The organism is Spirillospora sp. CA-294931, from assembly GCF_050946795.1.
In the GTDB taxonomy this organism is placed as follows: domain Bacteria; phylum Actinomycetota; class Actinomycetes; order Streptosporangiales; family Streptosporangiaceae; genus Spirillospora.
On sequence record NZ_CP192006.1, the window covers coordinates 6,660,475 to 6,686,056 of the forward strand.

The 25,582-nt window shown below is 68.7% G+C and carries 26 protein-coding genes; 18 read left to right on the forward strand and 8 right to left on the reverse strand.

Annotated features, from left to right (window positions below):
• Positions 1 to 112 precede the first annotated feature (112 nt).
• Entirely contained in the window at positions 113 to 340 is a 228-nt protein-coding gene (locus tag ACQPY4_RS30000; RefSeq protein ID WP_433326490.1) for a hypothetical protein, read from the forward strand.
• 6 nt (positions 341 to 346) lie between these two features.
• Here ACQPY4_RS30000 and ACQPY4_RS30005 read toward each other — a convergent pair whose 3' ends face one another.
• From ACQPY4_RS30005 to ACQPY4_RS30015, 3 genes are read right to left on the reverse strand one after another with little or no spacing between them, the layout of a single operon-like run.
• The gene (locus ACQPY4_RS30005) at positions 347 to 1,438 is read right to left on the reverse strand and encodes a thiolase C-terminal domain-containing protein (RefSeq protein ID WP_433339084.1); all 1,092 of its coding nucleotides are present in this window, start codon (positions 1,436 to 1,438) and stop codon (positions 347 to 349) included.
• Between the two features lie 50 nt (positions 1,439 to 1,488).
• Positions 1,489 to 1,788, reverse strand: a complete 300-nt coding sequence (locus ACQPY4_RS30010; protein WP_433326492.1) for a Dabb family protein — start codon at positions 1,786 to 1,788, stop codon at positions 1,489 to 1,491.
• 15 nt (positions 1,789 to 1,803) lie between these two features.
• On the reverse strand, positions 1,804 to 2,259 hold the full coding sequence (locus ACQPY4_RS30015) for a flavodoxin family protein (RefSeq protein ID WP_433339086.1): 456 nt from the start codon (positions 2,257 to 2,259) through the stop codon (positions 1,804 to 1,806).
• Between the two features lie 111 nt (positions 2,260 to 2,370).
• On the opposite strand from ACQPY4_RS30015, the gene ACQPY4_RS30020 reads away from it, so the two are divergent.
• Complete coding sequence (locus ACQPY4_RS30020; protein WP_433339088.1) at positions 2,371 to 3,429, forward strand: LLM class flavin-dependent oxidoreductase; 1,059 nt, start codon at positions 2,371 to 2,373, stop codon at positions 3,427 to 3,429.
• 32 nt (positions 3,430 to 3,461) lie between these two features.
• Positions 3,462 to 4,970 (forward strand): AMP-binding protein, encoded by a 1,509-nt coding sequence (locus ACQPY4_RS30025; RefSeq protein ID WP_433326494.1) that lies wholly within the window; start codon positions 3,462 to 3,464, stop codon positions 4,968 to 4,970.
• On the opposite strand, the gene ACQPY4_RS30030 is transcribed toward ACQPY4_RS30025, so the two are convergent.
• On the reverse strand, positions 4,971 to 5,894 hold the full coding sequence (locus ACQPY4_RS30030; protein ID WP_433326496.1) for a cyclase family protein: 924 nt from the start codon (positions 5,892 to 5,894) through the stop codon (positions 4,971 to 4,973). It lies immediately after the preceding gene.
• 31 nt (positions 5,895 to 5,925) lie between these two features.
• Here ACQPY4_RS30030 and ACQPY4_RS30035 point away from each other — a divergent pair, with 31 nt between their 5' ends.
• The gene (locus tag ACQPY4_RS30035) at positions 5,926 to 7,107 is read left to right on the forward strand and encodes a serine hydrolase domain-containing protein (RefSeq protein ID WP_433326498.1); all 1,182 of its coding nucleotides are present in this window, start codon (positions 5,926 to 5,928) and stop codon (positions 7,105 to 7,107) included.
• Between the two features lie 8 nt (positions 7,108 to 7,115).
• On the opposite strand, the gene ACQPY4_RS30040 is transcribed toward ACQPY4_RS30035, so the two are convergent.
• Positions 7,116 to 7,817: an SDR family NAD(P)-dependent oxidoreductase gene (locus ACQPY4_RS30040; protein ID WP_433326500.1), complete on the reverse strand. Its 702-nt coding sequence runs from the start codon at positions 7,815 to 7,817 to the stop codon at positions 7,116 to 7,118.
• Positions 7,817 to 8,443, reverse strand: coding sequence for an isochorismatase family protein (locus ACQPY4_RS30045; protein WP_433326502.1), 627 nt, complete (start codon positions 8,441 to 8,443; stop codon positions 7,817 to 7,819). Before ACQPY4_RS30045 ends, ACQPY4_RS30040 begins: the two co-directional genes overlap by 1 nt.
• 49 nt (positions 8,444 to 8,492) lie before the next feature.
• On the opposite strand from ACQPY4_RS30045, the gene nfi reads away from it, so the two are divergent.
• The 7 genes from nfi to ACQPY4_RS30080 all read left to right on the forward strand — a co-directional run bounded on the left by nfi (position 8,493) and on the right by ACQPY4_RS30080 (position 15,328).
• Positions 8,493 to 9,176: a deoxyribonuclease V gene (gene nfi / locus ACQPY4_RS30050; protein ID WP_433326504.1), complete on the forward strand. Its 684-nt coding sequence runs from the start codon at positions 8,493 to 8,495 to the stop codon at positions 9,174 to 9,176.
• 112 nt (positions 9,177 to 9,288) lie between these two features.
• The gene (locus ACQPY4_RS30055; protein ID WP_433326506.1) at positions 9,289 to 10,215 is read left to right on the forward strand and encodes an aminoglycoside phosphotransferase family protein; all 927 of its coding nucleotides are present in this window, start codon (positions 9,289 to 9,291) and stop codon (positions 10,213 to 10,215) included.
• Between the two features lie 45 nt (positions 10,216 to 10,260).
• Positions 10,261 to 10,644, forward strand: coding sequence for a Zn-ribbon domain-containing OB-fold protein (locus tag ACQPY4_RS30060; RefSeq protein ID WP_433326508.1), 384 nt, complete (start codon positions 10,261 to 10,263; stop codon positions 10,642 to 10,644).
• Positions 10,641 to 10,982, forward strand: a complete 342-nt coding sequence (locus ACQPY4_RS30065) for a VOC family protein (protein ID WP_433326510.1) — start codon at positions 10,641 to 10,643, stop codon at positions 10,980 to 10,982. The genes ACQPY4_RS30060 and ACQPY4_RS30065 overlap by 4 nt, the downstream gene beginning before the upstream one ends.
• A 25-nt stretch (positions 10,983 to 11,007) precedes the next feature.
• Entirely contained in the window at positions 11,008 to 12,582 is a 1,575-nt protein-coding gene (locus ACQPY4_RS30070) for a class I adenylate-forming enzyme family protein (RefSeq protein WP_433326512.1), read from the forward strand.
• The gene (locus ACQPY4_RS30075) at positions 12,582 to 14,567 is read left to right on the forward strand and encodes an acetate--CoA ligase family protein (RefSeq protein ID WP_433326514.1); all 1,986 of its coding nucleotides are present in this window, start codon (positions 12,582 to 12,584) and stop codon (positions 14,565 to 14,567) included. The genes ACQPY4_RS30070 and ACQPY4_RS30075 overlap by 1 nt, the downstream gene beginning before the upstream one ends.
• A complete protein-coding gene (locus tag ACQPY4_RS30080; protein WP_433326516.1) occupies positions 14,567 to 15,328 on the forward strand; it encodes a glucose 1-dehydrogenase in 762 nt (253 codons plus the stop codon). Before ACQPY4_RS30075 ends, ACQPY4_RS30080 begins: the two co-directional genes overlap by 1 nt.
• Here the strand turns inward: ACQPY4_RS30080 and ACQPY4_RS30085 are convergent.
• Positions 15,309 to 16,688: an amidase gene (locus ACQPY4_RS30085; protein WP_433326518.1), complete on the reverse strand. Its 1,380-nt coding sequence runs from the start codon at positions 16,686 to 16,688 to the stop codon at positions 15,309 to 15,311. The two genes, ACQPY4_RS30080 and ACQPY4_RS30085, sit on opposite strands and share 20 nt — an antisense overlap.
• A 66-nt stretch (positions 16,689 to 16,754) precedes the next feature.
• Here ACQPY4_RS30085 and ACQPY4_RS30090 point away from each other — a divergent pair, with 66 nt between their 5' ends.
• From ACQPY4_RS30090 to ACQPY4_RS30100, 3 genes are all read left to right on the forward strand, one after another.
• The gene (locus tag ACQPY4_RS30090) at positions 16,755 to 17,315 is read left to right on the forward strand and encodes a TetR/AcrR family transcriptional regulator (RefSeq protein ID WP_433326520.1); all 561 of its coding nucleotides are present in this window, start codon (positions 16,755 to 16,757) and stop codon (positions 17,313 to 17,315) included.
• 405 nt (positions 17,316 to 17,720) lie between these two features.
• Entirely contained in the window at positions 17,721 to 17,945 is a 225-nt protein-coding gene (locus ACQPY4_RS30095; RefSeq protein WP_433326522.1) for a hypothetical protein, read from the forward strand.
• Positions 17,938 to 18,504: a DUF2637 domain-containing protein gene (locus tag ACQPY4_RS30100; protein WP_433326524.1), complete on the forward strand. Its 567-nt coding sequence runs from the start codon at positions 17,938 to 17,940 to the stop codon at positions 18,502 to 18,504. Before ACQPY4_RS30095 ends, ACQPY4_RS30100 begins: the two co-directional genes overlap by 8 nt.
• Before the next feature lie 52 nt (positions 18,505 to 18,556).
• On the opposite strand, the gene ACQPY4_RS30105 is transcribed toward ACQPY4_RS30100, so the two are convergent.
• The gene (locus ACQPY4_RS30105) at positions 18,557 to 19,297 is read right to left on the reverse strand and encodes a helix-turn-helix domain-containing protein (protein WP_433326526.1); all 741 of its coding nucleotides are present in this window, start codon (positions 19,295 to 19,297) and stop codon (positions 18,557 to 18,559) included.
• 159 nt (positions 19,298 to 19,456) lie between these two features.
• Here ACQPY4_RS30105 and ACQPY4_RS30110 point away from each other — a divergent pair, with 159 nt between their 5' ends.
• The 4 genes from ACQPY4_RS30110 (at position 19,457) to ACQPY4_RS30125 (ending at position 25,566) form a co-directional block, all read left to right on the forward strand.
• Entirely contained in the window at positions 19,457 to 19,804 is a 348-nt protein-coding gene (locus ACQPY4_RS30110; protein WP_433326528.1) for a hypothetical protein, read from the forward strand.
• A 264-nt stretch (positions 19,805 to 20,068) separates the two neighbouring features.
• Positions 20,069 to 20,419 (forward strand): hypothetical protein, encoded by a 351-nt coding sequence (locus tag ACQPY4_RS30115; RefSeq protein ID WP_433326530.1) that lies wholly within the window; start codon positions 20,069 to 20,071, stop codon positions 20,417 to 20,419.
• A gap of 309 nt (positions 20,420 to 20,728) precedes the next feature.
• Positions 20,729 to 21,328 carry an HD domain-containing protein gene (locus ACQPY4_RS30120; protein ID WP_433326532.1) on the forward strand — a complete coding sequence of 200 codons (600 nt, stop codon included), beginning with the start codon at positions 20,729 to 20,731 and terminating at the stop codon, positions 21,326 to 21,328.
• 266 nt (positions 21,329 to 21,594) lie between these two features.
• Complete coding sequence (locus ACQPY4_RS30125; RefSeq protein WP_433326534.1) at positions 21,595 to 25,566, forward strand: NACHT domain-containing protein; 3,972 nt, start codon at positions 21,595 to 21,597, stop codon at positions 25,564 to 25,566.
• The last annotated feature ends 16 nt before the right edge of the window (positions 25,567 to 25,582 follow it).

Below are 25,582 nucleotides of genomic sequence, written 5' to 3' on the forward strand. Positions count from 1 at the left end.
GCGGATGTGTTCGCGCGCGCGGCCAACAGTGGTCTTCATCACATTTCATGAAACCGCGACGCCATTCCGTACCGGCAGGACGCTGTGATCGATGAGTCCTACGGGAGGCGACATGACGGCTCGGCACGACGGCGACGGTGAGGAACCGACGCCGGTGGAACTGCGCGCGGCGACGGTCCGCGAACTGCAGGGGCAGTTCGCGGGCGCCCGCGTCTGGTTCGGCGAGTCGACCGGCTCGTGGTGGGCGCTGGTCCCGTCGCGGACCGGCGCCCGGCTGCTGGAGGCGGCCACGCCGCAACTGCTGCGCGAGGCGATGCTGAGCGTGCGGGCACGTGGGTGACGGGCGTCAGGGGGCGGTGAGGAGGGCGGCGCTTCCGTAGCTTCCGCCGAAGCCGGTGCACAGGGCGACCCCGGCGCCGCTCACCTGGTTGGTGCCGGTGCCGCGCAGCTGCCGCACCGCCTCGGCGACGTTGTTCAGCCCGTGCACGTAGCCCTCGGACAGGAGCCCTCCGTGCGGGTTCACCGGCACCCGCCCGTTCCAGGCGATCTCGCGGCGGGCCAGGACGTCGCCGAGGTCGGCGCGGCCGACCAGGCCGAAGTCCTCCAGCTGGCGCGGGACGAGCCACCCGTAGGCGTCGTAGAGCAGCGACACGTCCACGTCGCCGGGCTTCATGCCCGCCGCCTCGTAGAGCGGGCCCGCGACGTAGGAGGAGAACGCGCGGGTCACGTCGTCGGCCTTGTCCATCGTGGAGACGCCCGGCCCGCCGCCGCGCACCACCGCGTGGATCCTCGGGGCGCCCGGCGCGTTCGCGGCGCGGGTGACGACCAGCGCGCACGCGCCGTCGGTCTCCTGGCAGCAGTCGAGGCGGCGCAGCGGCGAGGCGACCATCGGGCTGTCGCGGTACTCGGCCAGGTCGGGCTCGCCCTCGCGGCGCAGCGCCCGGGGGTTGGCCGACGCGTGCGCCCGCGACTGGGCGACGACCGCGTGGGTGTGCGCGTCGGTGAGGCCGGTGTCGTGCAGGTACCGCTGCGCCGCCAGGGCGAACTGGTGGACCGGGCCCGCCATCCCGTAGGGGTGGGTGAACTGCTCCTCGGTCCCCTCCCCCAGTCTCAGCCCGAGGGTGTTCATGCGGGTGCCGGAGCGGCCGTTGAGGGCGCGGTAGACCAGGACGGTCGAGGCCAGGCCCGCGTCCACGAGCATCGCGGCGTCGGCCAGGATCGAGGCGCTCTGCGTCCCGCCGCCGTAGATCTCGTTGTGCCACCCGATCTCCGGCATCCGGAGCTCGCGCGCCAGGTACAGCACCGGCGCGGAGTCGTTCAGGTGGTAGCTGAGGATCGCGTCCGGACGCTCGACTCCGGCGTCGGCCAGCGCCGCGCGGGCCGCCTCGGCCGCCAGCTCCAGCTCGGTGCGGCCGGACGCGCGCGACAGCGCGGTCATGCCGACGCCCGCGACGGCCGCCCGGCCGCTGAAGCCCTGGCGCCCCGCGCTCACAGCTCGTACTGGACGGCGGCGCGCTCGGCGAGGATCGGCTTGATGTAGTCGTCGATGACCGCGCGGTGCGCGGGATGGTCGCGGTAGACCAGGTACTCGGCGCGCCCGGCGAAGTCGGCGACCAGCACGAAGTCGTGGTTGCCCTCGTTGACCCCGGCGTCGCCCCCGACGCTGAGCGTCCCGATCTCGGGGATCACCCCCGTCAGTTCCAGGAGCCGCGCCGCTACCTCGTCCTGCTGGCTCGTGGTCGTCCCCTCGGCCCACCTGAACACCACTACGTGACGGAATCCGCTCATGACGTCACCGTAGCGTCACACGGTCCCGAGCTCGGCGGCGACCGTGGCGCCCAGTTCCCAGCACGCCTCCAGGTCGGGCTTGGACGGCTCCCCGGTCACCACGACGGGCGGGAGCACCGCACGCCAGCGCAGGCCGGTGGTGATCGACTCCAGCGCGCGCAGCGCGCCGGTGGCGTCGTTGTTGCCGTGCAGGTAGGCGCCGAAGGGGCGGCGGACGGTCTCCTCCAGGCACGGGTAGTAGACCTGGTCGAAGAAGTGCTTGAGCGCGCCCGACAGGTAGCCGAGGTTGACGGGCGTGCCGAGCAGGTAGCCGTCGGCCTCCAGCACGTCGACGGCCGTGGCGGCGAGCGCGGCGCGGGAGACCACCTCGACGCCCTCGATCTCGTCGGTGGACGCGCCCGAGCGCACCGCCTCGTACATCGCCTGGAGCGAGGGCGCCGGGGTGTGGTGGACGATCAGCAGCTTCCTCATCTTCCTCATCACCTCCGAGCATAGGACCCTGGTAGGCTTCCCAAGCGAGCGCTTGGTACGCAATGATGGGAGCCCGGCGAACAAGGAGCCGTCCACGTGGCTGACCGGCCGATGAAGTTCTCGACCTTCCACCTCTTCCACCAGAACGCGGGCCAGACCGCGCGGGAGGTGTACGACGACCAGATCGAGATCGTCGAGCTTCTGGAGGAGCTCGGCTTCGACGGGGTGTGGGTCGCCGAACACCACTTCAGGGACTACGGCGTGGTCCCCAACGTCTTCACCCTGCTGTCGCACCTGGCCGCGCGCACCGAACGCCTGCGGCTGGGCACCGGCATCGTCGTCCTGCCCCTGCACAACCCGATCCACGTGGCCGAGGAGGCCGCGATGGTCGACCTGCTGTCGGGCGGCCGGCTCCAGATGGGGATCGGGCGCGGCTACCAGAGCGTGGAGTTCGAGAACTTCGGGCTCGACCTGGCCGAGGCGCGCGACCGGTTCGACGAGTCGCTCGACATGATCCTGGGCCTGTGGACGCACGACGCCTTCGAGTACAAGGGCCGTTTCCACGAGACCAACCACCCGCTGACGCTGATGCCCAGGCCCGTCCAGCGGCCGCACCCGCCCCTGCACGTCGCCGCGGTCAGCCCCGAGACCGTCGGGATGTACGCCGCGCGGGGCCTGCCGATCCTGGCCGACCCGGCCGCCCCCTTCAAGAAGATCGCCCGCGCCGCCGAGACCTGGCACGCCGTCGCCGCCGAGCACGGCGTGGACGCCGAAGACGTCGAACTGGTCGCGAGCCGCTCGGTGCACGTGGCCCCCACGATCGCCCAGGCCCGCGAGGACCAGGTCAGGTTCGAGGCCATGTTCGACCGCTCGCGGATCTTCAACGTGCGCAGCGCGCCGGTCGACCCCGCCACCGGCCGCGCCGCCAAGGGCTTCGAGTACTACCAGGACCGCTACCTCAAGGGCGGCTCGGTCGACAACGAGTTCCGCTGGGAGCAACTGGAGGTCATCGGCGACCCCGAGCGGGTCATCGGGCAGATCCAGCTGATCCGCGAGATGGGGTTCGGCAACCTCATGTGCGACTTCGGCAGCACCAGGCCCGTGCCGATCGAGGAGATGCGCAGGGTCCTGAGGTTCTTCGCGGCGGAGGTCATGCCCGCCTTCCGCTGATCCCCCGTTCGGCGTTCGTTCTAGGAGGCGCGATGTCCGTCGTCCATCGGCTCACACTCGGGGACGTCCTCGGCGAGCACCGCCGGGGCCGCCCGCTCGGCACCGCGGTCGTCGACGGCGCGGTCCGGCTGACCTATCCCGAGCTCGACGCCCGGGCGAACCGGCTGGCCGCCGCGCTGGCGGCGGACGGGGCCGGCCACGGCGAGCGCGTGGTGTGGCTCGGCCAGAACTCGTTCCGGGTGCTGGAGCTGCTGCTGGCCTGCGCCCGGCTCGGCGCGATCCTCTGCCCGGTCAACTGGAGGCAGAGCGCCGACGAGCACGCCCACGTCCTGGCGGATCTGGAGCCCCGGGTCGTGTTCTGGGAGGAGTCCGAGGCGGTCGAGAAGGCGCGGGGCCAGGTGTCGCTGGACGCCCGCTGGGTCGCCTCCCCCGGGGAGTACGAGACCTACCTCGCGGACGAAGGCGCCGGAGAGCCGTCGGCCGTCGTGGACGGTGACGCCCCCGTCCTGGCCCTCTACACCGCCGCGTTCGACGGCCGTCCGCGCGCGGCGCTGCTCAGCCACGCGGCGCTGATCGCGCACTCGATGTCGCTGCTGCACGTCCGGCAGATGGAGGACGGCTTCACGTTCCTGGCGTGCGGGCCGCTGTTCCACGTCGGCACGATGATGTTCACGCTGGCCACCTTCCAGCTCGGCGGGACGGTCGTGGTCACCCCGTCCTACGAGCCCGCGGAGGTGTGCCGGCTGATCGAGGCCGAGCGCTGCACCCAGGCGTTCCTGTTCGGCCCGATGATCGACGGGCTGGTCGAGGCCAATAAGGACGGGGCGTACGACCTGACGTCCCTGCGCTTCGTCTCCCACTCCCCCGAATGGGACGCGATGATCACGGTGGACGACAGCCCGTGGTGCGCGTCCGGCATGGGCGGCTACGGGCAGACCGAGGTCGGCGGGATGCTGACCTTCCTCGGGCTCGGCCTGGGCGGTGCGGGCCTGGCCGGACGCGCCTCGCCGCTGGCGCACGTGCGCCTGCTCGGGCCGTCCGGGCGGGAGGTCGCGCCCGGCGAGGTCGGCGAGATCTGCGCCCGCGGCCCGGCCGTGTTCTCCGGCTACTGGAACCGCCCCGAGGCGAACGAGGCCAAGGCGGCGGGCGGCTGGCACCACACCGGCGACCTGGGACGCCGCGAGCCCGACGGGACGCTCACGTTCATCGGCCCGAGGCTGCGGATGATCAAGTCGGCGAACGAGAACATCTACCCGGCCGAGGTCGAGCGCGCGCTGAAGTCGCACCCGGCCGTCGCCGACGCGGCGGTGATCGGCGTGCCGGACGAGCGGTTCGGCCAGTCGCCCAAGGCCGTCGTCGTGCTCGCCGAGGGCGCCGACGCCACCGCCGAGGCCCTGGTCGAGCACGTGCGCGACCAGATCGCCTCCTACAAGAAGCCCCGCGAGGTCGTGTTCGCCGACACCATCCCCAAGCGCGGCTACACCCCCGACTACGACACGCTCGACGACCAGTACGGAGGCGGCGGCTATCCCAGCGCCTGACTAGAGGACGGCGATCGGGTCGATGGGGCTGGCCGTCCCGCCCTCGATCTTCAGGGGGGCCGCGACGAACAGGAAGTCGTCGCGGCCCGTCCCGTCGAGGGCGTCGGCCAGTTCCTCCAGCCACAGCATCTCGGCCAGGTGGACGCCGTGCCGCCACAGCAGGATCAGGTGCAGGTCGTCGTCCGGTCCCTCGTCGGCGAGCTGGCGGCCGTTCAGCCCGCCGATCGCGGCGTTGTCGGCGGCGACCACGCTGACGTCGAGCGCGGCAAGTGCCCGCCCGGCCCGCGCCGACAGGCCCGGCTGTCCCGCCCAATAGGCGTCGGGGCCCTCGGCGCGCCAGACCAGCGGCCAGCCGGTGCGGATCACGGCCACGTCGCCGGGACGCAGCCCGGCGCCTTCGAGGTCGTCCGGCTCGACCCGGTCTCCGGCCGCCAGGTGCGGCACGCCGCGCAGGCGCGGGACGTCCACCAGCACGCCCCGGGCCACGACCGGCCCGGCCTTGTCGATACCGCACCGCCCCGCCCCATAGGAGCGGACCCGATCGGCCGGATGCCCGTTGTAGAGCGCGTCCCCGGACCACATGTGGCACAGGGCGTCCAGGTGGGTGGTGGTCCCGTGCGGCGTCACGATCAGGGCGTCGTCGGCCATCTTGAGGCCCGCCCCGATGGGACGGGTGCCCGCCGCGTAGTCGCCGCCGTCGATCGACATGAAGTGCTGCGGGAGGGGACGTCCGCGCAGGTGCGGCACCGTCGCCGGCGCGGGCGAGGACGTGGCCCCCCTGATCGGCAGCGACAGGCTGATCACGCGGCCGTCGCGGACGCAGCGCGCCGCCGCCACGACCGCCTCGGGCGTCAGCAGGTTGAGGGCGCCGCGCTCGTCCTCCGAGCCCCACCGGCCCCAGTTGTTAGACTCATCGAACGACATTCGGTTTGCCTTCCTCCGAAAGGGACCCCGTATGAGCGGCTCCGTGCAGGGCCATTGCGATCCCGCGTTCTCGGCCGTGCGCGAGGCCTTCGAGCGGAACTTCGCCGAGGAGCGGGAACTGGGCGCGGCCGTCACCGTCTACGCGGGCGACCGCAAGGTGGTCGATCTGTGGGGCGGCGTGGCCGACCACCGCACCGGCCGCGAATGGACCGAGAGCACGCCCGCCTTCGGGTTCTCCTGCACCAAGGCCGTGACGGCCACGGCCGCGCTGCTGCTGGCCGAGCGCGGCGCCTACGACATGGACGGCCCGGTGACCGCCTGGTGGCCCGAGTTCGGAGCCGAGGGCAAGGAGGGCGCGACCGCCGCCCATCTCCTCTCGCACCAGGCCGGGCTGCCCGCGTTCGCCCGTTCGATCACGGCCGAGGAGGCCGCCGACCACGCCGCGCGCGCCGCCGAGCTGGCCGGGCAGCCTCCCGAATGGACGCCCGGCGAGGCCCACGGCTACCACGCGCTGACGTTCGGCTGGCTGGCCGGCGAGATCGTGCGGCGACTGTCCGGACGGACGGTCGGCGCCTTCGTCCGCGACGAGTTCACCGCCGGCCTCGACCTGTGGATCGGCGCCCCGGACGACGTCATCGCGCGCGCCGCCAAGCTCACCGCCGGGCACCGCCTCAAGGTCAAGCAGGACCCGGGCGCCGGGGCGCTGAGCCAACTGGACCCCGAGACCGCCGACCGGCTGGCCGCGTCCTATCTCGACCCCCAAAGCCCGCTCAACCGCTCCACCAACAACCCGCATCCGGGCAAGGGCGGCTACAACAACCCGGTCGTGTTGCGCGCCGGATGGCCGGGCGCCGGGATGACCACGACGTCGTCCGCGCTCGCCGGGTTCTACCGCGACCTGGTCGCGGGCCGGATCCTGCGCCCGGACACGCTGCGCGAGGCGACCAAGCCCCGGGTCAGCGGGCCCGACCGCACGCTGGTCGTCGAGAGCTCGTTCGGACTCGGCTACATGCTGCCCGCCTCGCTGTTCCGTTCGCTGCGGGCGGCGCGCGGGTCGGCGTTCGGCCACGCGGGCGCGGGCGGCTCGGTCGGGTTCGGCGACACCGAGGCCGGTCTGGCCATGGCCTACCTGCCCAACCTGATGGGCGTGAGCGTGGGGGGCGACCCGCGCGCCTCCAGCCTGGCCGAGGCGGCCTACGCGTCCCTGGGCTGACCCGGCGCTCATTGCATGGTGATCCCGCCGCTGACCGACAGCGTCTGGCCGGTGATGTACCCGGCCCGGTCGGTGCACAGGAAGGCGACCAGGGCCGACACGTCGTCCGGACGGCCGATGCGGCGCATCGGGATCTGCCGGGCCAGCCGGTCGAGCAGGCCCGGATGCCGCTCGGCCACCTCGCGGACCATGGCGGTGTCGGTCGGCCCGGGGCACACGACGTTGCTGGTGACGCCGTCGCGCGCCACCTCGCGCGCCAGGGACTTGGCGAGCCCGAACAGGCCCGCCTTGGTCGCGGCGTAGGCGCCCTCGCCGCCGGAACCCGCGCGGGCACCGTCGGAGGACACGAAGACCAGGCGTCCCCAGCCGCGCTCGGTCATGCCGGGCAGCAGGCCCTGGGTGAGCTGCATCGGAGCGCGCAGGTTGACCTTCCACATCAGGTCCCACGAGTCCGGGTCGCTGTCGGCGAACGGATCCACGACGCTGATCCCCGCGTTGTGGACCAGGATGTCGACCGGCCCGGCCGCGCGGACGAGCCGCTCGATCCCGGCCGGATCGGCGAGGTCGACGCGGTGCGAGGCGCTCTCGTCCCGGTCGGCCACGATCACCTCGGCGCCCAGCGCGGCCAGGTCGGCGTGGATCGCCCGGCCGATGCCCCCGGCTCCGCCGGTCACCAGGGCGAGGCGTCCGGCCAGGCCGGTGCCGTCCATCACGCCTCCCACGCCGCGATCAGCTCGGCGCTGGTCGCGCGGGCGGCCAGGAGCGCGACCGTGTGGGCCATGACCGCGTCGCCGTAGGCGGCGGGCACGCCCGCGACCGCGTCGGAGACGACGACCACGCGGTAGCCGAGGTTGACGGCCTCCAGGCACAGGCCGGGGATGCCGAGGTTGAGCGAGAGCCCGGCGGCCACGACCGTGCGCACGCCCAGCGAGCGCAGGGTCGGGTCGAGGGACGTCCCGGTGAACGGCGAGAAGCCGTGGTAGCGGCGCGACTCCAGGTCGGACGCCGCGTCGAGCAGCTCGGGGATCACCTCGACCGCCCCCGAGCCCTCCAGCATGTGCGCGGGATCGCGGAGCAGACCCCTGATGAACGGGGAGTTGCCGGTGTGGCTGCCCGCCCGGTCGGCGCGGAAGGCGGCCGTGCAGTGCACGACCCGCACCCCGGCGGCGCGGGCGGCCTCGGCGGCGCGGGCGGCGTTGCCCACGACATCGCGTTCGGCGCACGTCTCGGCCAGTTCGGGGAAGGCGGCCAGGTCTCCGGCCACGCCCCGCTGCATCTCCATGACCAGGAACGCGGTGTGCCGGGGCCCGGCCAGCTCGGCAAGATCGATCGCCACTCAGTCAATCTAGCACTTGCTTGGGTGATCGGCCGATAGCGTACGGGCCGTGGAGGTACCCGATCGCCATCCCTGGCCCGCGACGCCCGAGGAGGCCGAGGCCGTCCAGGACCGGTTGCGTCCCCTGCTCGACCTGACCGGCCCCGGGCCTTCGGATCCGGGCACGGTCGCCGGGCTGGACGTGTCGTACGCCGAGGGGAGCGACCGCCTGGCCGCCGCCGTGGTCGTGCTGGACGCGGCGACGCTCGACGTCGTCGAGGAGTCGGTCGTCCTGGGCACGGCCGCCTTCCCCTACGTCCCCGGCCTGTTCGCCTTCCGCGAGCTGCCCGCGCTCGTGGAGGCGCTGCGCGCGCTCACCACCACGCCCGACCTGCTGGTCTGCGACGGCTACGGCCTGGCCCACCCGCGCCGGTTCGGGCTCGCCTGCCATCTGGGCGTGCTCACCGGCCTGCCGACGCTGGGCGTGGCCAAGACCGGGTTCGTCGGCACCTACGACCCGCCCGGCCACGAGCGCGGCGCGGCGAGCGACCTGGTGCACGACGGCGAGGTCGTGGGCCGGGTGCTGCGGACGCAGGACGGCGTCAAGCCCGTGTTCGTGTCCGTGGGCCACCGCGTCGACCTCGACACCGCGTGCCGCCACACGCTCGCGCTGGCACCCGGGTACCGCCTGCCCGAGACCACCCGCCGGGCCGACCACCTGTCCCGGCTCGCGCTGCGCCAGGGCGCATCTTGATCGTCCGCGGGTAGATTGGCGTCATGCGTTGACGCCTGCCCGGACGCCGGGCACCACCTCCGCTCCTTCGTGTCACCCATCCGGTTCCGGAACACACGAAGGAGATCTCACGATGAGCATTCACGTCCCCGAGAGCCTGGCCGCGCTGCACGCCAGGCCCGGCGACCAGGCCGGTCGCGCCTGGGTCGTGTCGCTGCCCGCGCTGGCCGCCGACAGCCTCGACCGCTGGGCGCTGCGGCCGGACGGCCCGCCCGCGCACGGCATGGCCTCGCTCGTCCTGCCGGTGGTCCGTGCGGACGGCACGCCCGCCGCGCTCAAGCTCTACCGGGTCAACGAAGAGACCGCCGACGCGCCCGCGGGCCTGCGGACCTGGGACGGCGACGGCATCGTCCGGCTGCTCGACGACGAGCCCGAGAGCGGCGCGATGCTGCTGGAGCGGCTGGACGCGTCCCGCCCCCTGACCTCGCTGCCCGACGACGACGCCGCCATGGAGGTGCTGGCGGGCCTGCTGGCGCGCCTGGTCGCGGTGCCCGCGCCCGAGGGCGTGCGGCGGCTGTCGGACATCGCCGCCGCCATGCTCGACCAGGTTCCCGGTGCCGTCCCGGCTCTGCGCGACCCGGACGAGCGACAACTGGTCCGCACCTGCGCGGCGACGGTGGCCGAACTGGCGGGCGAGGCCGGCGACCGGCTGCTGCACTGGGACCTGCACTACGAGAACGTCCTGGCCGGTGAGCGGGAGCCGTGGCTGGCCATCGACCCGCAGCCGCTGGCCGGTGACCCGGGGTTCGACCTGCTCCCGTCCGTGGGCGAGGGCTGGGAGAAGCTCGCGGCGGCGGGCGACCCGTCGGCGACGGTGCTGCGCCGCTTCGACCGGCTGACCGAGGCGCTCGGCCTGGAGCGCGACCGCGCCGTGGGCTGGACGCTCGGCCGCGTCCTGGAGAACGCGCTCTGGGACATCGAGGACGGCGCGACGGCCCTCGATCCCGGCCAGGTCGCGATCGCCGCGCTGCTGAGGGAGCGGCGGCCGCCGCGGCCATAACCGGACCTTGTCGACCAAACCAAGCGTGCGCTAGGTTGGCTGGCGATGAGCCCCACGCCCCCGGCCCCCGTGCCGAGCCCGCTGACCGCCCCCTACTGGGCGGCCTGCGGGCGCGGCCGGCTGGCGCTCCAGCGCTGCGGGGGCTGCGCGCGGTTCGTCCACTTCCCCGAGCCGTCCTGCCCGTTCTGCGGCGGTGACGACCTGGCCTACGAGCGGGTGGACGGCCGGGGAACCGTCCACACCTTCAGTGTCGTCCACCGCTCGTTCCTGCCCGGGTTCGCCCCGCCCTACGTCATCGCCTGGATCGACCTGCCCGAGGGAGCGCGCGCCTTCGGGGACATCGTCGGTCGGGCGCCGGAGACCGTCCGGATCGGCCAGGCGGTCCGGGCCGACCTGTCCGGGCCGCTTCCCCACTGGAGACCCGCATGACCCGGATCGGGAACGTGCTCTACGTCGCCCGGGACGTGGCCGAGGCCGTCCGCTTCTACCGCGACGGCCTCGGGCTGGAGCTGAGGTTCGCCGACGGCGACCGGTTCGCCGCCTTCGACGGCGGCGGCGCCACCTTCGCCCTCGCCGGGCCCGAGGAGGACGTGACCGGCGGCGAGCCCGCGGTCTCGTTCGAGGTCGGAGAGGTCGCCGCCGCCGCGCGCCGCGCGATCGAAGCGGGCGCCCGGCTCGTCCGGGGACCCGAGGAGGGACCCCACGAGATCCGCGCCGTCCTGCGCGACCCCGACGGCAACCCGTTCGTGCTCTACGCAAAACGCTGACCAGCCGGGCCGAAGGAGACATCAGGTGGCGCGAGAGAACTCCCCCTTCAGCAACTACGCCTACGCCATCCTCACCGCGAACGCGCTGCGCACCCCCGACAAGGTGGCGCTCACCTACTGCGGCGACCGCGCTTTCACCTACGACGCGCTCAACCGGCGGGTCAACCGGGTCGCCCACGCGCTCCTGGCGGCCGGGGTCGTCCCCGGCACCCGGGTGGCGTCGCTGATGAACGAGACCCTGCACGTCGCCGAGGTCTACCTGGCCCAGATGAAGATCGGCTCGACCGTCGCCGCCCTCAACCCGTACTGGCCCGCCGCCACCCTGCGGCAGGTCGTGGAGCACTCCGAGTGCACCGCGTTCGTGTACGACGCGACCGTCGAGGAGCTGGTCGCCTCCATCCGGCCCGAACTGCCCGGCGTCAAGCTGTGGCTCCGGGTCGGCGGCGCGTCCGCCGACGCGGTCGACCTGGACGCGCTCGCCGCCGGCGCGAGCGAAGCCGAACCGCCCCTCGGGGGCTTCGGCAACGACCCGCTGGCGCTGTTCTACACCTCGGGCACCACCGGGCTGCCCAAGGCCGTCACGCACACCCACTTCAGCTCGCTGGCCACCGCGCAGATCTGGCTGGACGTCGGCCACGACGAGGACTCGGTCATGGGCACCGGCGCCATCATCTGGGGCATCGGCTTCCCCGCGCTGGTCGGGCCCGCCTTCTACGCCGGGATGAAGCTCGTGCTGGAGCAGGACTGGGGCCCGGCCAACTTCCTGAAGGTCGTCCCGCGCGAGAAGGTCACCCATGTCAGCCTGATCCCGAGCTTCTTCTCGGCCCTGCTCGGCTCCGACGACCACCGCGGCGCCGACCTGTCGTCGCTGACCACGATCGTCCTCGGCGGCGAGCCGCTGCTGCCCGCCCTGCGCGAGCGCGTCATGCAGCGGCTGCCCGGCGCGGCGATCCACTGCTACTACGGGCAGACCGAGGCGCCCTACACCTGCTTCGGCCGCCAGGACGACGGCAGCCAGGACCTCGCGTCGTCCGGCCGGGCCCGCATGTCGTGCGCCGTCCGCGTCACCGGGCCGGACGGGGCGCGCGTCGTCGGCGAGGTCGGCGAGATCAACCTCAGCGGCCCGAACGTCATGGCGGGCTACGACAAGGAGCCCGGCAGAACCGCCGAGGTCCTGCGCGACGGCTGGTACGTCGGCGGCGATCTCGGGCGGATGGACGCCGACGGCTTCCTGTACGTGCTGGGACGCCGCGAGGACGCGATCCTCAAGGGCGGCCGGTGGTCGCAGCCCGTCCAGATCGAGGAGGCCGCCGCCGGGGTCGAGGGCGTCGCCGAGGCCGGGGCCGTCGGGGTGCCCGCCCACCCCGACGGCCGCGACGCCGTGGAGCAACGGGTGCTGCTGGCCGTCGTCCCGCGGGCGGGCGCCGTCCTCGATCCGGACGCGGTACGGACGGAGCTGGCCGCACGCCTCCCCGCCCATCAGGCGCCGGACGCGGTCGTGGTCACCGAAGAGCTGCCGCACACCCAGGACGCCTCGGGCGGCCCCGGCAAGCTCCAACGCCGGGGCATCCGCGACCGGTACGCCGACCGCCTCCTTTGATGAACGAGCACGAGGTCAAGGAGTGGATCGCGGGCTTCGGCGTGGCCGTCCCGCGCGGGGTCACGGCCCGCACGCCGCAGGAGCTGGAATCGGCCGCGTCCGGGCTGGCCCCTCCCCTGGTGGTCAAGGCATACGGGCCGGGGCTGCTCCACAAGAGCGACGCCGGGGCGGTCCGGCTCGGGCTCGGCTCGCCGCGCGAGGCCGCCGCGGCGGCGGACGCGATGCTCGGGCTCGCGCCCGAGGGGTTCCTGGTCGAGGAGCAGGCCGGGGCGGGCGTCGAGGTGATCGTCGGCGCGGTCCGCGACCCGGCGTTCGGGCCCGTCCTGCTGGTGGGGCTCGGCGGGGTGTGGACCGAGGCGCTGGACGACACGGCGCTGCGCCTGTGCCCGGTCACCGAGGACGACGTCCGCGCCATGCTGGACGAGCTGCGCGGCCGGACCCTGCTCGACGGCGGCCGGGGACGTCCGGCCGTCGACCGCGACGCACTGGTGAAGACCGTCCTGGCGGTGAGCGCGGCGGCCGAGGCGCTGGGCGACGAGCTGGGCGAGTTCGAGCTGAACCCGGTCATCTGCACGCCCTCGGGAGCGGTCGCCGTGGACGCCCGGCTGGTGAAGGGCGGGCCGCCCGGCCGCGTCCCGCCTCCCGGGGGCCACGACTTCGCGCGGCTGTTCGCGCCGCGCGGTGTGGCCGTCGTCGGGGCGTCCACGAAGAAGCCGACCTTCGGGAACATGTTCCTCGGCTTCTACAAGGCCACCGGAGTGCGGCTCGTGGCGGTCCATCCCACGGCGGACGAGATCGACGGCGTCCCGTGCGTGCCGTCGCTCGCCGACGCCGAGGTCGACTACGCGCTGGTCGCGGTGCCCGCCGCGCGATGCGCCGCCGTCGTCGCCGAGGCGCGGGGCGTCCCGTTCGTGCAGGTGATGAGCGCCGGGTTCGCCGAGACGGGCCGCGCCGACCTCGAAGAAGACCTGCTCGCGGCCGCCCGCACAGCGGGTGCGCGGCTGCTGGGTCCCAACTGCATGGGCGTCTACTCCCCCGCAGGCGGGCAGACCTTCCTCGGCGGCACCCCCGGCCCCCCGGGACGGATCGCGCTCATCTCCCAGAGCGGCGGGCTCGCGGGCGAGGTGGTGAAGGTCGGCGAGCGGCGCGGCCTGGCGTTCTCCAAGGTCGTCACCGTCGGCAACAGCGCCGACGTGACCCCCGCCGAACTGCTGCGCCATCTCGCCACCGACGACGCCACCTCCGTCATCGGCCTCTACCTGGAGGACCCCCGCGACGGCCGGGGCCTGGCCGAGGCGCTGCGCGCCTGCCCCAAGCCCGTCGTCGCCCTGGTCGGCGGGCGCAGCGGCCAGGGACGGCGCGCGGCCGCGTCCCACACCGGCGGCATGATCGGCGACGGCCGGATCTGGGACGTCCTGCCCGGCCTCGGCCTGGTGACGTCCCAGGACGACCTCGTCGGCGCCCTCGACCTGCTCGGCCTGCACGCGGGTCGCTCCCCCGGGCCCGGCGGCGTACTGGTGATCGGCCCGAGCGGCGGCGCGAGCGTCCTGGCCGCCGACGCGTTCGACCGGGCGGGCCTCGATCTCCCCGCGCTCCCCGATGGCGCGGAGTTCGGCGCGGCCAACCCCCTGGAGATCCCCGTCGGCCCGCGCGCCGACCCGGCCCTGGCCGGACGGGTCGTCCACGCGATCCTGGACCACCGGCACCACCCGGACGTGGTCACCCACGTGAACGCGCAGAGCTTCTTCACCTTCGGCGACTCGTCCGAGCCCCTCCTGGCCTACGCGCGCGCGATCGGCGCGCTCCAGCGGGAGCGGCCCGGCACACGCGTCACACTGGTCGTCCGGAACGCCGAATGTGCCCCGAATGGCGTCGAGGACGAGATCCGGCGGATCACCCGGGACGCGGGCGTCCCGGCCTTCCGGAGCATGGAGGCCGCGGCGGCGGCCCTGGCGGCGGCACGGCAGACCCTGAGGGAGCGTTGATGAGACGGCTCGACGGCAAGGTGGCCCTGATCACGGGCGGCGCGCGCGGAATGGGCAAGGCGCATGTGCGGCGCTTCGTCGACGAGGGCGCCCGGGTGGTGTTCGGCGACGTCCTGGCCGACGAGGGCGCCAAGCTGGCCGCCGACCTCGGCGACGCGGCCCGGTTCGTCCGGATGGACGTCACCGAGCCCGACGACTGGGCGGCGGCCGTCGCCACCGCCGTCGAGACCTACGGCGGCCTGCACGTGCTGGTCAACAACGCCGGGGTGCTGCGCCACAAGACCATCGAGGAGATGACCCTCGACGAGTGCCGCCAGATCATCGAGGTCAACCTGATCGGCCAGTGGCTCGGGATCAAGTCGGTGACGACCGCGATGCGCACGTCGGGCGGCGGCTCGATCGTCAACGTCTCCTCCACCGAAGGGTTCGTCGCCGCGTCCGGCCTGGCCGCCTACAGCGCCAGCAAGTTCGGCATACGGGGGCTCACCAAGGCCGCCGCCCGCGAGCTCGGGCCGTCCGGCATCCGGGTCAACTCGATCCATCCCGGGGGCATCATCACCTCGATGGTGATGCAGCAGGACGTCGTCGAGGCCACCGCCGCCCGCGCCGACGCCATGATCGAGAACCTGCCGCTCGGACGGCTCGGCCGCACCCGCGAGGTGTCGGGCCTGGTGGTGTACCTGGCCTCCGACGAGGCGTCCTACTGCACCGGCAGCGAGGTCGTCGTCGACGGCGGCATGATCACAGGCTCGGGGTACTGAGGTTCCACCCCTCGGCCTTCTCCAGCTGCGCGGCCAGCGAGATCAACGTCGCCTCATCGGAATCATGCCCAAGAAGCTGCGCCCCGATCGGCAGCCCAGAACCACTGAACCCAGCCGGCACGTTCACACCAGGCCACCCCAGCACATTCCACGTCCACGCATAAGGACACGCATTGGCGGACCCCGTCTGCGTCCGATGCCACCCGGCCCCCTCGAACTGCCCCACCTTCAAAGGAAGCTGCGCCGTAGTAGGCGTCAAGACCACATCCGCCACCTGGAAAATCCGCCCGACCCTCCGCCGCAACCCCGGATCCATCCGCTTGGCCAAAGGCAGCAGCCGCCGCCCCACCAAACGCCCAAGCCGAGCCTCGGCAACCGTCCGCGCCTCAGGACTGGCCCCCGGCATCGAATCAAGCCAGTCCGCGACCCCAGCCGTCCCCCGTGGCACCAACCCCAGAGCCACAGCCCCGTAATCGGGATCAGCGGGAAAAACCTTGTGCCCCAACTCCGTCAACCGCCGCGCCAGCCGCTCCACCGCCAACCGAATCTCCGGATCAAGCCGCCCACTGACACCAAAGGCAGTCCGAAACGAAACAGCAATCCGCAACCGCCCAGGCTCCCTCTTGGCCGCCTCCACAAAGGGCGTCACAGGAGGATCCAACCGATACGCATCCTCAACCCGACTCCCCAAAAGCACATCGAGTAGCAAAGCCGCATCACCCACCGTCCGCGCCAGCGGCCCCCACACGGTGATCCCATTGAACGGATCACACTGCGGAAACCCCGAAACCCTCCCCCGCTGCGGCTTGATCCCCACCAGATTCGTCCAAGCAGCGGGAATCCGGATCGACCCGGCCCCATCCGACCCCACAGCCGCCGGAACCATCCCCGCGGCCACCGCCACGGCAGACCCCCCAGAAGACCCACCAGGCGAGTACTCGGGATTCCACGGATTACGAGCGGCCCCGAACCCAGGCGACTCACTAAAAGGCCAAAGCCCCAACTCACAAGTAGTCGTCTTCCCCACCACAACCGCCCCCGCAGCCCGCAACCGCCGAACCTGCTCAGCATCCTCCGTCACAGGCCGGTGCGGCCCCGCCACAGCGAACGGCGTGGTCTCCCCCGCCAGATCCGTGTCGTCCTTGATCGCCACCGGCACCCCGAGCAGGGGAAGCCGCTCCCCCTCCGCAACCCTCCGATCGGCCTGCTTGGCCTCGAGCCGCGCCGCCTCCTCCCGCACGACCCGAAAAGCCCCAAGCCCCTCCAGTTCAGCGATCCGCCCCAACGAAGCCTCGACCAGCTCCACCGAAGAGACCTCACCCCGCGCCACCAGCTCGACCTGCTCACCCAGCCCCAACATGAACTATCCTCTCGTTCGTTCGAACGAACGATACCCACCCCACCCCCCATACGGAAGACTGGAGGGATGAGCGCACGCGACCGGATCCTGCGGGCCACCCTGCGCCTGATCGGCGAACAGGGCCTGGGCGCCGTCACCAACCGCGCCGTCGCCAAAGAAGCCGGCGTCTCCCTGGGCTCGCTCACCTACCACTTCCCGAGCCAGCCCGACCTGCTCCGCGAAGCGCTGCGCGGCTTCGTCGACACCGAGATCGCCCGCATCACCGACCGCGTCACCCGTCTCCGCACCTCGGGCCTGACCCCCGAGCAGGCCGCCGACGAGGTCGAGAAGGCCATCATCGACTTCGCCTACGGCCCCGAGCAGATCGCCAACCTCGAACTCCACCTGCACGCGGCCCGCGACCCCGCCGTCCGCGACGCCTCGGTCAGCGCCATCGACGCCTACGACCGCCTCGCCACCGCCGTCCTGACGGCCCTGGACATCCCCGACCCCGACCGCCACGCGCCCGCGGCCGTCGCCCTCCTCTTCGGCCTGGCCGTCCGCCGCCTGGCCACCGGCGACACCTCCGCCACCGGCACCGCCGACGCCGTCCGCCTCCTCCTCAACGGCGCCCTCCCCCGCCCCTGAAACGCTTCTGGCCCGCACGGCCCCCGAGCGGGGTTCAGGCCGTACGGACCAGTCGCCTGTCTCAATCAGGAACCTCAGTCGGAACCTCAGCCGACGTTCGCTCTGCTCTCCGCCTATACACCTCCGCCGTCTTCCGATGTGACGCCCCGAACCTAAGCCGCCCCCACCCCCAAAAAGAACCCTCTTAAGCCTCCCTTAGGGACCCCCTCAGCCCGGTTTATCTCCACCACGTCCGCCCCAGTCCGGCAAAGCCGTCCTGGAAGCCGCTCACCTGCAAAAACCCAGGGAGGGGACCCAACGGCGAGTCCGATGGAGTCGGACCACATCGACCTAGGTCGACTTGGTCTGGCTCCCAAGACTGGCTCCCGTTGGCTCCCCTCCCTCCAGCAGGAGGGAGGCCACCCCATGGCCATCCAGATCACCGAGAGGTCCATGACCGCCACGGTCGACGGAACCGTGATCGCCACAGCAACCCGCGTCGATGGAGCCTGGCAAGCAACCAACTGGCCCCACCCCCTCACCCGCCACCAAGCGATCACCGCACTGTCAATGGCCGCGCGCCTGGCCACAGGTCACAACGAAACCGATCCCCTAGTCATCACATGGCGACGGGAGCTGACCGGTGCCTGATCGCCTAACCCGCATCACAACAGCACTAGCCGTGGGCATCGTCGCCACGGTCGCCGCCGTGATCTCCTACCGCCACGCGTACGAGCTGGTACGCACCCACGGCGAGTCAGGTATCACGGCGCGCCTGGTCCCGTTCACCGTGGACGGCCTCATCTGGGCAGCGTCCATGGTCATCCTCGACGCAAGCCGCCGGAACCACCGCGTACCACTCCTGGCCAAGTGGAGCCTCGGCGTGGGCATCGTCGCCACCATCGGTGCCAACGTGGCGCACGGCCTGAACCACGGCCCCATAGGCGCCCTAGTCAGCGCTTGGCCTGCCCTCGCCCTAGTCGGCTCATTCGAACTACTCATGATGCTCACCCGAAGCCCAACGCCACAGCCCACCGCGTCGATGGAGCAAGACCACCCAGGCACCACAGTGGAACAGGCCGTCCTAGCCGACTACACCGCGAGCCTGGACGGCCCAGGCAAGCCGCTCTCCCAAAGGTTCCTAGCCGAGAAGCACGGCATCGACCGCCGCAAAGTCAGGCAGATAATCTCCACCACCATGCAGACCTGAACCACTCCGGAACACAAGAACCCCCGTCGATCCATCGCGATCGGCGGGGGTTTCACGTGTCACGACTCAGAGCCCTAGCCCCGGCCCACACCCGCTCAAAGCTGGCCGCGTATGTGCTGGCCATGTCACCGTCCTCGGCTACGCGGAGATGAAGCACAGGCGCTTGCGACGCAGGGATCCCATAAGCATGAGGATTGACCAACAGGTCATCATCCGCCAGGTAGATGGAGTTGTAGAGCACCGTGTCGTGAAGCCGAAGCTCAACGCCCTCCACTCCAAGAAGAGGCCGGTAGAGCACAAGCGCGTTCCGGATCTTGGCTGCCAGCGAGTCACCCACACCCTCATCCGCGCCCCGCTCAAGAACATGACTGCCATCCGGATCACCAAGCAGGATCCGGACCTTGACGCCCTCGCGCGCCTTCCCGGCAAGGCTGCTCGTGATCCCGCTGTCTTCCGCCAGAAAGAGTCCGGCGTAGACCAGGATGCCGATGCCGCGCCGGGCGCTCTGAAACAGATGTTGCCAAGCCGGACGAGGAACCGCCCACCGGTGCGGATACTTGGCGAGAACCTGAGCGCCAGGAAGCTCAGGCATAGGCAACGGCGCAGCCAGATGGGGCCAAAGGTCAGCCACCTCAAGCCCGAGAACCTCGGCCACACCCTCACGGTGGCGGGGATAAGGGATACGCCCAGCAACCCACCGTTGAACGGTCTTGGGATCAACGTCCAGTCGCTTGGCTATGTCGGCCTCGGTGATCTGAGCGTCCGCGAGCGCGCGCCGCAACAAGTCGTTCACGAGACCTCCCGGAAGTGCAGGACAGCCTCGACCCTAACAGGAGACGTCCCAAGACGTCCCTAGTTGCCAATAGAGAGGTCCCGGCCCGAACACGAGGCTCAGAGGCACGTCGCGAGGGGCTCCGCCCCCGCCAAGTCCCCACCTCGTCAAGGAGGCCGCATGTCCTTCGACCGCCCCAGAACGTCCGACGAAAAGCCCGACCAGCCAAGCCCCACCAACTACCCACAATCACGCCTGGCAGCCCTGACCGCGCACCTCAAAGCACACCGCTTCACCGCGGATCTCACGGCCAAGGGCGTCACCGTTCGCAACCCCGAGGCACCCGGCTGCTGCCCCGACAATCCCGTGCTCTCGGACACCATCACCTGTCGCCGACACGCCCTCGACGCCGACGAATGGTGGTTCTTCGACTCAGCAGGTCGCCCCATCGCAGAGGCCGACCGCGTCACCGACGCCCTGACGCACATCAAGGGCGCCCTGTCCCTACGCGAGGAGGCGGACCACTGATGCCCCGTCCCACCAGCCGGCACCGCCGCGACCCCCACCCCCTGGCCACTTCAGCACCCAGAATGCAGACCTTCCCCCAGCCCGGCATCACGGCATGGTCATTCTCCGTCCCCGCACCCCACCTGAAAGACCGATCCCAACCCGCCGCGCCTTCAACCCCTCGCGGCCGCCACGCCAAGCGCCGCCGAGGACCAGCCCGACGAATCCTCTACGCTTTCGTGGTCCTGGAGTGAGAACCACATGGGCCCACATCTCCTAGCCAGCATGTTCAGCCCCCTGCACCTGTCCTGGTGGCGCGAGTCGTGGTCGCACGGACAAGCGACCCAGCGCCTGGACGTCTTGGCGAGAGCGATGGCGCGAAGAGGTTGGCGTTTCGAAACGATCTACACCCTCTCCCCGCCCGTCTTGTTCCTGTACGCCAAAGACGCCGAAGCAGTGGGAGTCTTCGTGACCGCACTCAAGCAGGCAAGGCGCTGGCACTACTGCGTCTCGGACGACGCCCACCCATGCAACGACGTCGAACAGGCAGCCAAGCACATCGACGCCACGTTGAAGATCCGGATGTTCCCAAACTTCAGAGCAGGGGGCACAACGGACCAAGCGGCCTACCGGTGACCACCTCCCCAAGAGACCTCGTCACCACAAGCCCCACAGAAGCCCCTCCAAGAGAGGGCACCCCGCCACCCACACCACTACGCCCGTGGGAAGCAGGAGCGGGACACCCGGGAGCCCCCGACCAGTGGAGCGACACTCCAAGTCGGGGGCTCCCCCTTTCGATCGCACCACCACCAAGCCGAGCACGGAAAGGAGCAACGAGCCGCATCGCCTGCGCTCACGACAAGGGACGGTTCATCCCCCTGAGACGTCCCTATCTGGTCCCTCGGCGTCCGTGAACGTCACGCGAAGCGCTCATACCGTCGAACCATGAAGAACACAGCCGCATGGGCCCGCGAGATCGCCCGCCAGCAACTCGAAACCCCACTCCCCCGCCGCTGGGCCCACACTCAAGGCGTGGCCCGCCAGGCCCGCACCCTTGCCCCAATCCTCGGCCACCAAGCCGACCTCCTAGAAGCCGCCGCCTGGCTACACGACATCGGCTACGCCCCCGACCTCGCCACGACGGGCTTCCACCCCCTAGACGGCGCCCGCTACCTACGCGACACCCACCAGGCCGACAACCACCTATGCCGCCTGGTAGCCCACCACACCTGTGCCCTAGCCGAAGCGCGCGAACGAGGCCTAGCCGAGAGCCTGATCAGCGAGTTCGGCGAGGAACCCCCCGAACTGAGTGATCAACTAGTTTACTGCGACATGACCGCCGGCCCGAGTGGGGAACAGCTCTCCGTGGAGGATCGACTTACAGAAATCCTCTCCCGCTACGATGCCAATGATCCAGTTGCCCGATACATCGCCAAGTGCTGGCCTCACATGATCGACACGGTCCGCCGGACACACAATGAGTTGCTGAAGGGCGCCCACGAGCAAGGCTCCACAGTGCTCATCGACTGCAGCCTCCGTGAGTAGCAAGCTAACGTCCGTCCACAAGCTCGAGCGGTGAAAGCGGCGAGCCTCACCCCAAAGCCGCGGTTGCTGATTGGCGGCATGCAAGAAGCCAGAGCTAAGCCACCCTCGCCCGGCACCGTACAACTTGTACAAGTAAGCAGCTTTGCAAGATCCGACGCGAACATCACGGGTGCACTATCTCAAGGATAGTCAACAACGACCGGATCTGGCCAATGACGCCCCACTACAGGTCCCCAAGCTAGATTTAACGGATATGCTCCGTAGCCATGACGGACTACCGCTTCGACGGACTGGGTTCTCGAACTTTCGAACACTTTGTCCAGGCACTCTGCCTCAAGGCAATAACAAAAACATCAACGCCCTTCGGAGACGGACCCGATGGCGGCAGGGAAGCGACCTTTGAGGGTGCAACCAATTATGGCAGCGATTCCGAACGGTGGAACGGATACGGCGTAATACAGGCAAAATTCCTTCAAAGGCCAACGAATTCAACCAAGGATGGCAGCTGGATTCTTGAGCAACTAAGTGACGAATTGGCCAAATACAAGAACCGAGCTTCCGAGCGGAGGATCGATTACTATATTTTGGCAACAAACGTGACCTTGACGTCAGTGGCAGGCAGCGGCAGCAAAGACAAAGTACTGGCCATGCTGCGGCATTTTAAAAAGGTGCACAAACTCAAGGGAGTCGATGTTTGGGATTACGACAAGCTCAGAATTCTTCTTGATAACAACGAAGACGTGCGTCGTTCTTATATGGCTTGGATAACACCAGGCGATGTACTGGCCGATCTGGCAGAGATGTTGAAGTCACAGCGGCCAGACTTCCATCGGCTAATCGTCAATTTCCTACAGAAAGAATTGCTCGTAGACCAGTTCGCCAAATTGGAGCAAGCTGGCCACTCAGCGGACGAGGCGATACCGCTTTCTCAGGTCTTTGTTGACGTGCCCGTGGCACCCAAACCACACAACGAGCCTCCAGATGTGATGAGTGGCCGAGAAAAGCCAACCTATTTTGTAGACCTAGTTATTCGTGATGCGTCTCTCCACTGTGGCGAGGATGACCGTCAACTGTCCAGCGACCTCCCCGCCAAAGCGATTGGGCGTCATGTATTGATTGGGGGGCCCGGTCAGGGAAAGACCACAGTTGGCCAATATATCTGTCAAGTGTTTCGGGCCGCACTACTATCGGATGTTTCCCCAACCGCAGTTGCCCCCGAAGCACTAACTATCGTGCGTTCTATCCAGAGGCAATGGCGCGACGGTCAGCTCGCACGCCCAGGGGCCCGCCGAGTCCCCTTCCGGGTGGTACTCAGCGAATTCGCCAGAAGTCTCGCTGATGGACAGACACACGGTCTTATGGCGTACTTGACGGCCGTCTTCAACGCTAAGACAAACTCTGACCTTATGATCTCGCAATTCCAGGCGCTGCTGACAGCGTACCCATGTATCATCATCCTTGACGGTTTGGACGAAGTGCCCGCTTCAACGAATCGCAGCCAAGTGCTCAGTGCGGTCAAAGACTTTTGGGCGGACATCGCCACCTCAAGAATCACGGATTCAGGTATCGATGCCCTAGTCATTGCGACGAGCCGGCCGCAGGGTTATAACGAGGACTTCTCTCCAAAATTCTACTCACATCGTTGGATGGTCCCGCTTTCACCTGCCCAAGCGATCGAGTACGGCGAGAAACTCGCTGCGGTCAGGTTTAGTGGGGATACCGATCGCGTCGCAAAGGTTCAAGGCCGGATACACCGGGCTGCCGCCAACAGCGCAACGGCACGGCTGATGCGAAGTCCACTGCAGGTGACCATTCTCACGCTCCTGCTGGATCGAATGGGTCAGCCACCACAGGAACGCTGGCCATTGTTTGATGAGTACTTTAAGCTGATCTATCAGAGAGAAATTGAGCGAGATATCCCCGCAGCGGCCATCCTTCGAAGCCATAGGACCAACATCATCACCGTCCACCGACAAGTAGGCCTGCTTCTCCAAGTTGAGAGCGAGAGATCTGGCGGGACAGACGCACGGCTAACTGTAGAGCAGTTTAGAGAGGTCGTGGAACACCACCTTAGGGATGAAGGGCACCGTGATGGAGAGCTCGCTAACTTGACAAATTCCATCATCGAGGCGGCGGCTCACCGGCTAGTCTTCCTTGTCGGATTGGAACTTGGGCAAGTCGGCTTTGAAATCCGGTCACTCCAGGAGTTCATGGCAGCCGAAGGTCTAATGGCCGCTGACGACAAGACGACCCAGGACAGGTTGAAGGCCGTCGCAGGCAATACCAACTGGCGCAATGTTTTTCTCTTCGCTGCCGGTAAGTGCTTCTTTGATCGACAGTATCTACGTGACACCCTTCACGCGGTCTGCGGTGAATTGAATGATCATCCTGATGATCTCACAGCACGACTCACCCTCGCTGGCTCCGAACTGGCTTTGGAGCTCCTGGAAGAGGGATCAGCTCGGCGACAGCCGAAGTGGAACCGCATGCTTACCCGGACCGCACTGCGTGTGCTAGACGATGCGTCAGACGAGTGGCCCGCCCGACTGGCCGAAGTCTGGCAGAGCGACACCTCTGACGTGTTCCTCGGAGAAATCCTTGGCAGGATTGAAAGTGACGAGTTTGTCTCCGCGAAGAACGCCTGGCTCTGCCTTTCCAATCTGGCAGTGTACGCAGGAGCCGAGTTCGCCCACCGGTTGACCGAATTGCTGGCTACGCGGCAAACCGATGAGAAACTTTTCGAAGCTCTGCTACAAGATGGTAACGGCGCATGTGTTCCACTTAATAGCTTTCTTGGTGACGCCGTGGCTGACCATCCTGCAAGGTTGTTCGCCGCTGCCAGCGCTAGCTACGTCCTCCACACACCCAGGACACAGATACGGTGGGACTATCCCGAGATTCCTATCTGGCTCAAATCGCTGCACGCTCTGCTCGAGCAAAGATACGCTCAGCCTCGAACTCAGGGCTGGAGCACACTGCCTTTGCTCTTCGGCGAGACTGCGATTGCACAGATTTCTATCCGTCAAGTTATGGCGCCTAACGAACTGCCTCAGGAGTTGCGTGCAATACCGAGCAGGGGCCGCGGATGGGCCGCGACCAAAGCCTATGTCAACTTCATACTATCACCAAATAAAGAGACCCTTGCATATGCACTCAGGCAGGCAGAGGCTGATACAGGGGAAGCTGGTATTTATTGGTGGGCTTCCCTAGTCCCGTGGCCGCTGGCAGAAGCGACATATGCGGCGGGCAATACAGGCCGCTGGGAAGAACTGGCACATGCCGCTGAGACTGGTCTCCTAGGCGACACGAGAGATTGGTCATTGTGGCAGAAAGGTTGGCTGGAGCGAGGACTGGCTTTTGCCGATATTATAGAGGGCGACGTGCTCGATGCAGGGTTGTCTGGACGTCCCTGGTGCCCAAGCAGAATAGCTCCCAGAGGTCTCAGTGAAGTCTTTCCCGTACCACACGATGATCTTATCGAAGGCGTTGTCGCCGCGCCTCCCGGGCCCGGTCGTGACCTCTTGTTGCCTCTCCTTATGGAAAATATACTTGATCACAAGTCTACCGAATTGTCTCTCGATCCGCCTAGTTCAGATTTCTTGGAGATCGTTTTCAACTGGTCCTGGCCTATGGGACTGGAATGTCTCCGCATTTTCTTTCCCAATGCTCCGATCGACAGGCGCTGGCTTGGTCTACTGACTGATGTTCGCAAGGCACGTCACGAACTTTCTAGCCTCTCTATGCGCACTAACGCCAAGACTTTCAACGCCCTTCAACAGGCATGGCTCAGCGCACCTGACCTCAAGGGCCTACTACCCATTTTGGCAAGTTTTGGCCCGCTTCGTATGCTCAATTCGCAGTTCGTTGAAAGACTAGCGAGTATTGACGTTTCTATCGAGTCTAGGCAGATTAAGCAGGCGCGCTTGATATTGCTTCTAGCTGGCTCATATTGGGATGAGGCTATGACAGGACAAGTGAGGGAGATGATCACAAGCGATAACGCCGCACTCCGAGTGTTTACTCGCGCGGTTTTGAGTAAGGGTTTTTCGCCAGAAGTCGAACGGACGCTTCTTCGCCTCCACGAGATAGCCCAGGCTTCTAGTGTTCAAACAGAACCTGTAATCAACGCATTGCGGCAGCTAATGAGATCTCGAAAGAGCCCATTGACAACTGCCACTGCCTGGACGAAACTTGGGTTTTCGCCAGAACTCTCTCAGCTAATCGAGCCGGACTCTTGACCTTCACTAATTCTGT

Coding starts and splice junctions, on each gene's coding strand:
- ACQPY4_RS30110 (WP_433326528.1), top strand. CDS start 19,457: ATGTCCTTCGACCGCCCCAGAACGTCCGACGAAAAGCCCGACCAGCCA.
- ACQPY4_RS30015 (WP_433339086.1), bottom strand. CDS start 2,259: ATGAGGAAGCTGCTGATCGTCCACCACACCCCGGCGCCCTCGCTCCAG.
- ACQPY4_RS30010 (WP_433326492.1), bottom strand. CDS start 1,788: ATGAGCGGATTCCGTCACGTAGTGGTGTTCAGGTGGGCCGAGGGGACG.
- ACQPY4_RS30065 (WP_433326510.1), top strand. CDS start 10,641: ATGACCCGGATCGGGAACGTGCTCTACGTCGCCCGGGACGTGGCCGAG.
- ACQPY4_RS30000 (WP_433326490.1), top strand. CDS start 113: ATGACGGCTCGGCACGACGGCGACGGTGAGGAACCGACGCCGGTGGAA.
- ACQPY4_RS30020 (WP_433339088.1), top strand. CDS start 2,371: ATGAAGTTCTCGACCTTCCACCTCTTCCACCAGAACGCGGGCCAGACC.
- ACQPY4_RS30060 (WP_433326508.1), top strand. CDS start 10,261: ATGAGCCCCACGCCCCCGGCCCCCGTGCCGAGCCCGCTGACCGCCCCC.
- ACQPY4_RS30120 (WP_433326532.1), top strand. CDS start 20,729: ATGAAGAACACAGCCGCATGGGCCCGCGAGATCGCCCGCCAGCAACTC.
- ACQPY4_RS30080 (WP_433326516.1), top strand. CDS start 14,567: ATGAGACGGCTCGACGGCAAGGTGGCCCTGATCACGGGCGGCGCGCGC.
- ACQPY4_RS30075 (WP_433326514.1), top strand. CDS start 12,582: ATGAACGAGCACGAGGTCAAGGAGTGGATCGCGGGCTTCGGCGTGGCC.
- ACQPY4_RS30125 (WP_433326534.1), top strand. CDS start 21,595: ATGACGGACTACCGCTTCGACGGACTGGGTTCTCGAACTTTCGAACAC.
- ACQPY4_RS30035 (WP_433326498.1), top strand. CDS start 5,926: ATGAGCGGCTCCGTGCAGGGCCATTGCGATCCCGCGTTCTCGGCCGTG.
- ACQPY4_RS30040 (WP_433326500.1), bottom strand. CDS start 7,817: ATGGACGGCACCGGCCTGGCCGGACGCCTCGCCCTGGTGACCGGCGGA.
- ACQPY4_RS30005 (WP_433339084.1), bottom strand. CDS start 1,438: ATGACCGCGCTGTCGCGCGCGTCCGGCCGCACCGAGCTGGAGCTGGCG.
- ACQPY4_RS30085 (WP_433326518.1), bottom strand. CDS start 16,688: ATGTTGGGGCTGGGTGAGCAGGTCGAGCTGGTGGCGCGGGGTGAGGTC.
- ACQPY4_RS30115 (WP_433326530.1), top strand. CDS start 20,069: ATGTTCAGCCCCCTGCACCTGTCCTGGTGGCGCGAGTCGTGGTCGCAC.
- ACQPY4_RS30030 (WP_433326496.1), bottom strand. CDS start 5,894: ATGTCGTTCGATGAGTCTAACAACTGGGGCCGGTGGGGCTCGGAGGAC.
- ACQPY4_RS30025 (WP_433326494.1), top strand. CDS start 3,462: ATGTCCGTCGTCCATCGGCTCACACTCGGGGACGTCCTCGGCGAGCAC.
- ACQPY4_RS30095 (WP_433326522.1), top strand. CDS start 17,721: ATGGCCATCCAGATCACCGAGAGGTCCATGACCGCCACGGTCGACGGA.
- ACQPY4_RS30055 (WP_433326506.1), top strand. CDS start 9,289: ATGAGCATTCACGTCCCCGAGAGCCTGGCCGCGCTGCACGCCAGGCCC.
- ACQPY4_RS30090 (WP_433326520.1), top strand. CDS start 16,755: ATGAGCGCACGCGACCGGATCCTGCGGGCCACCCTGCGCCTGATCGGC.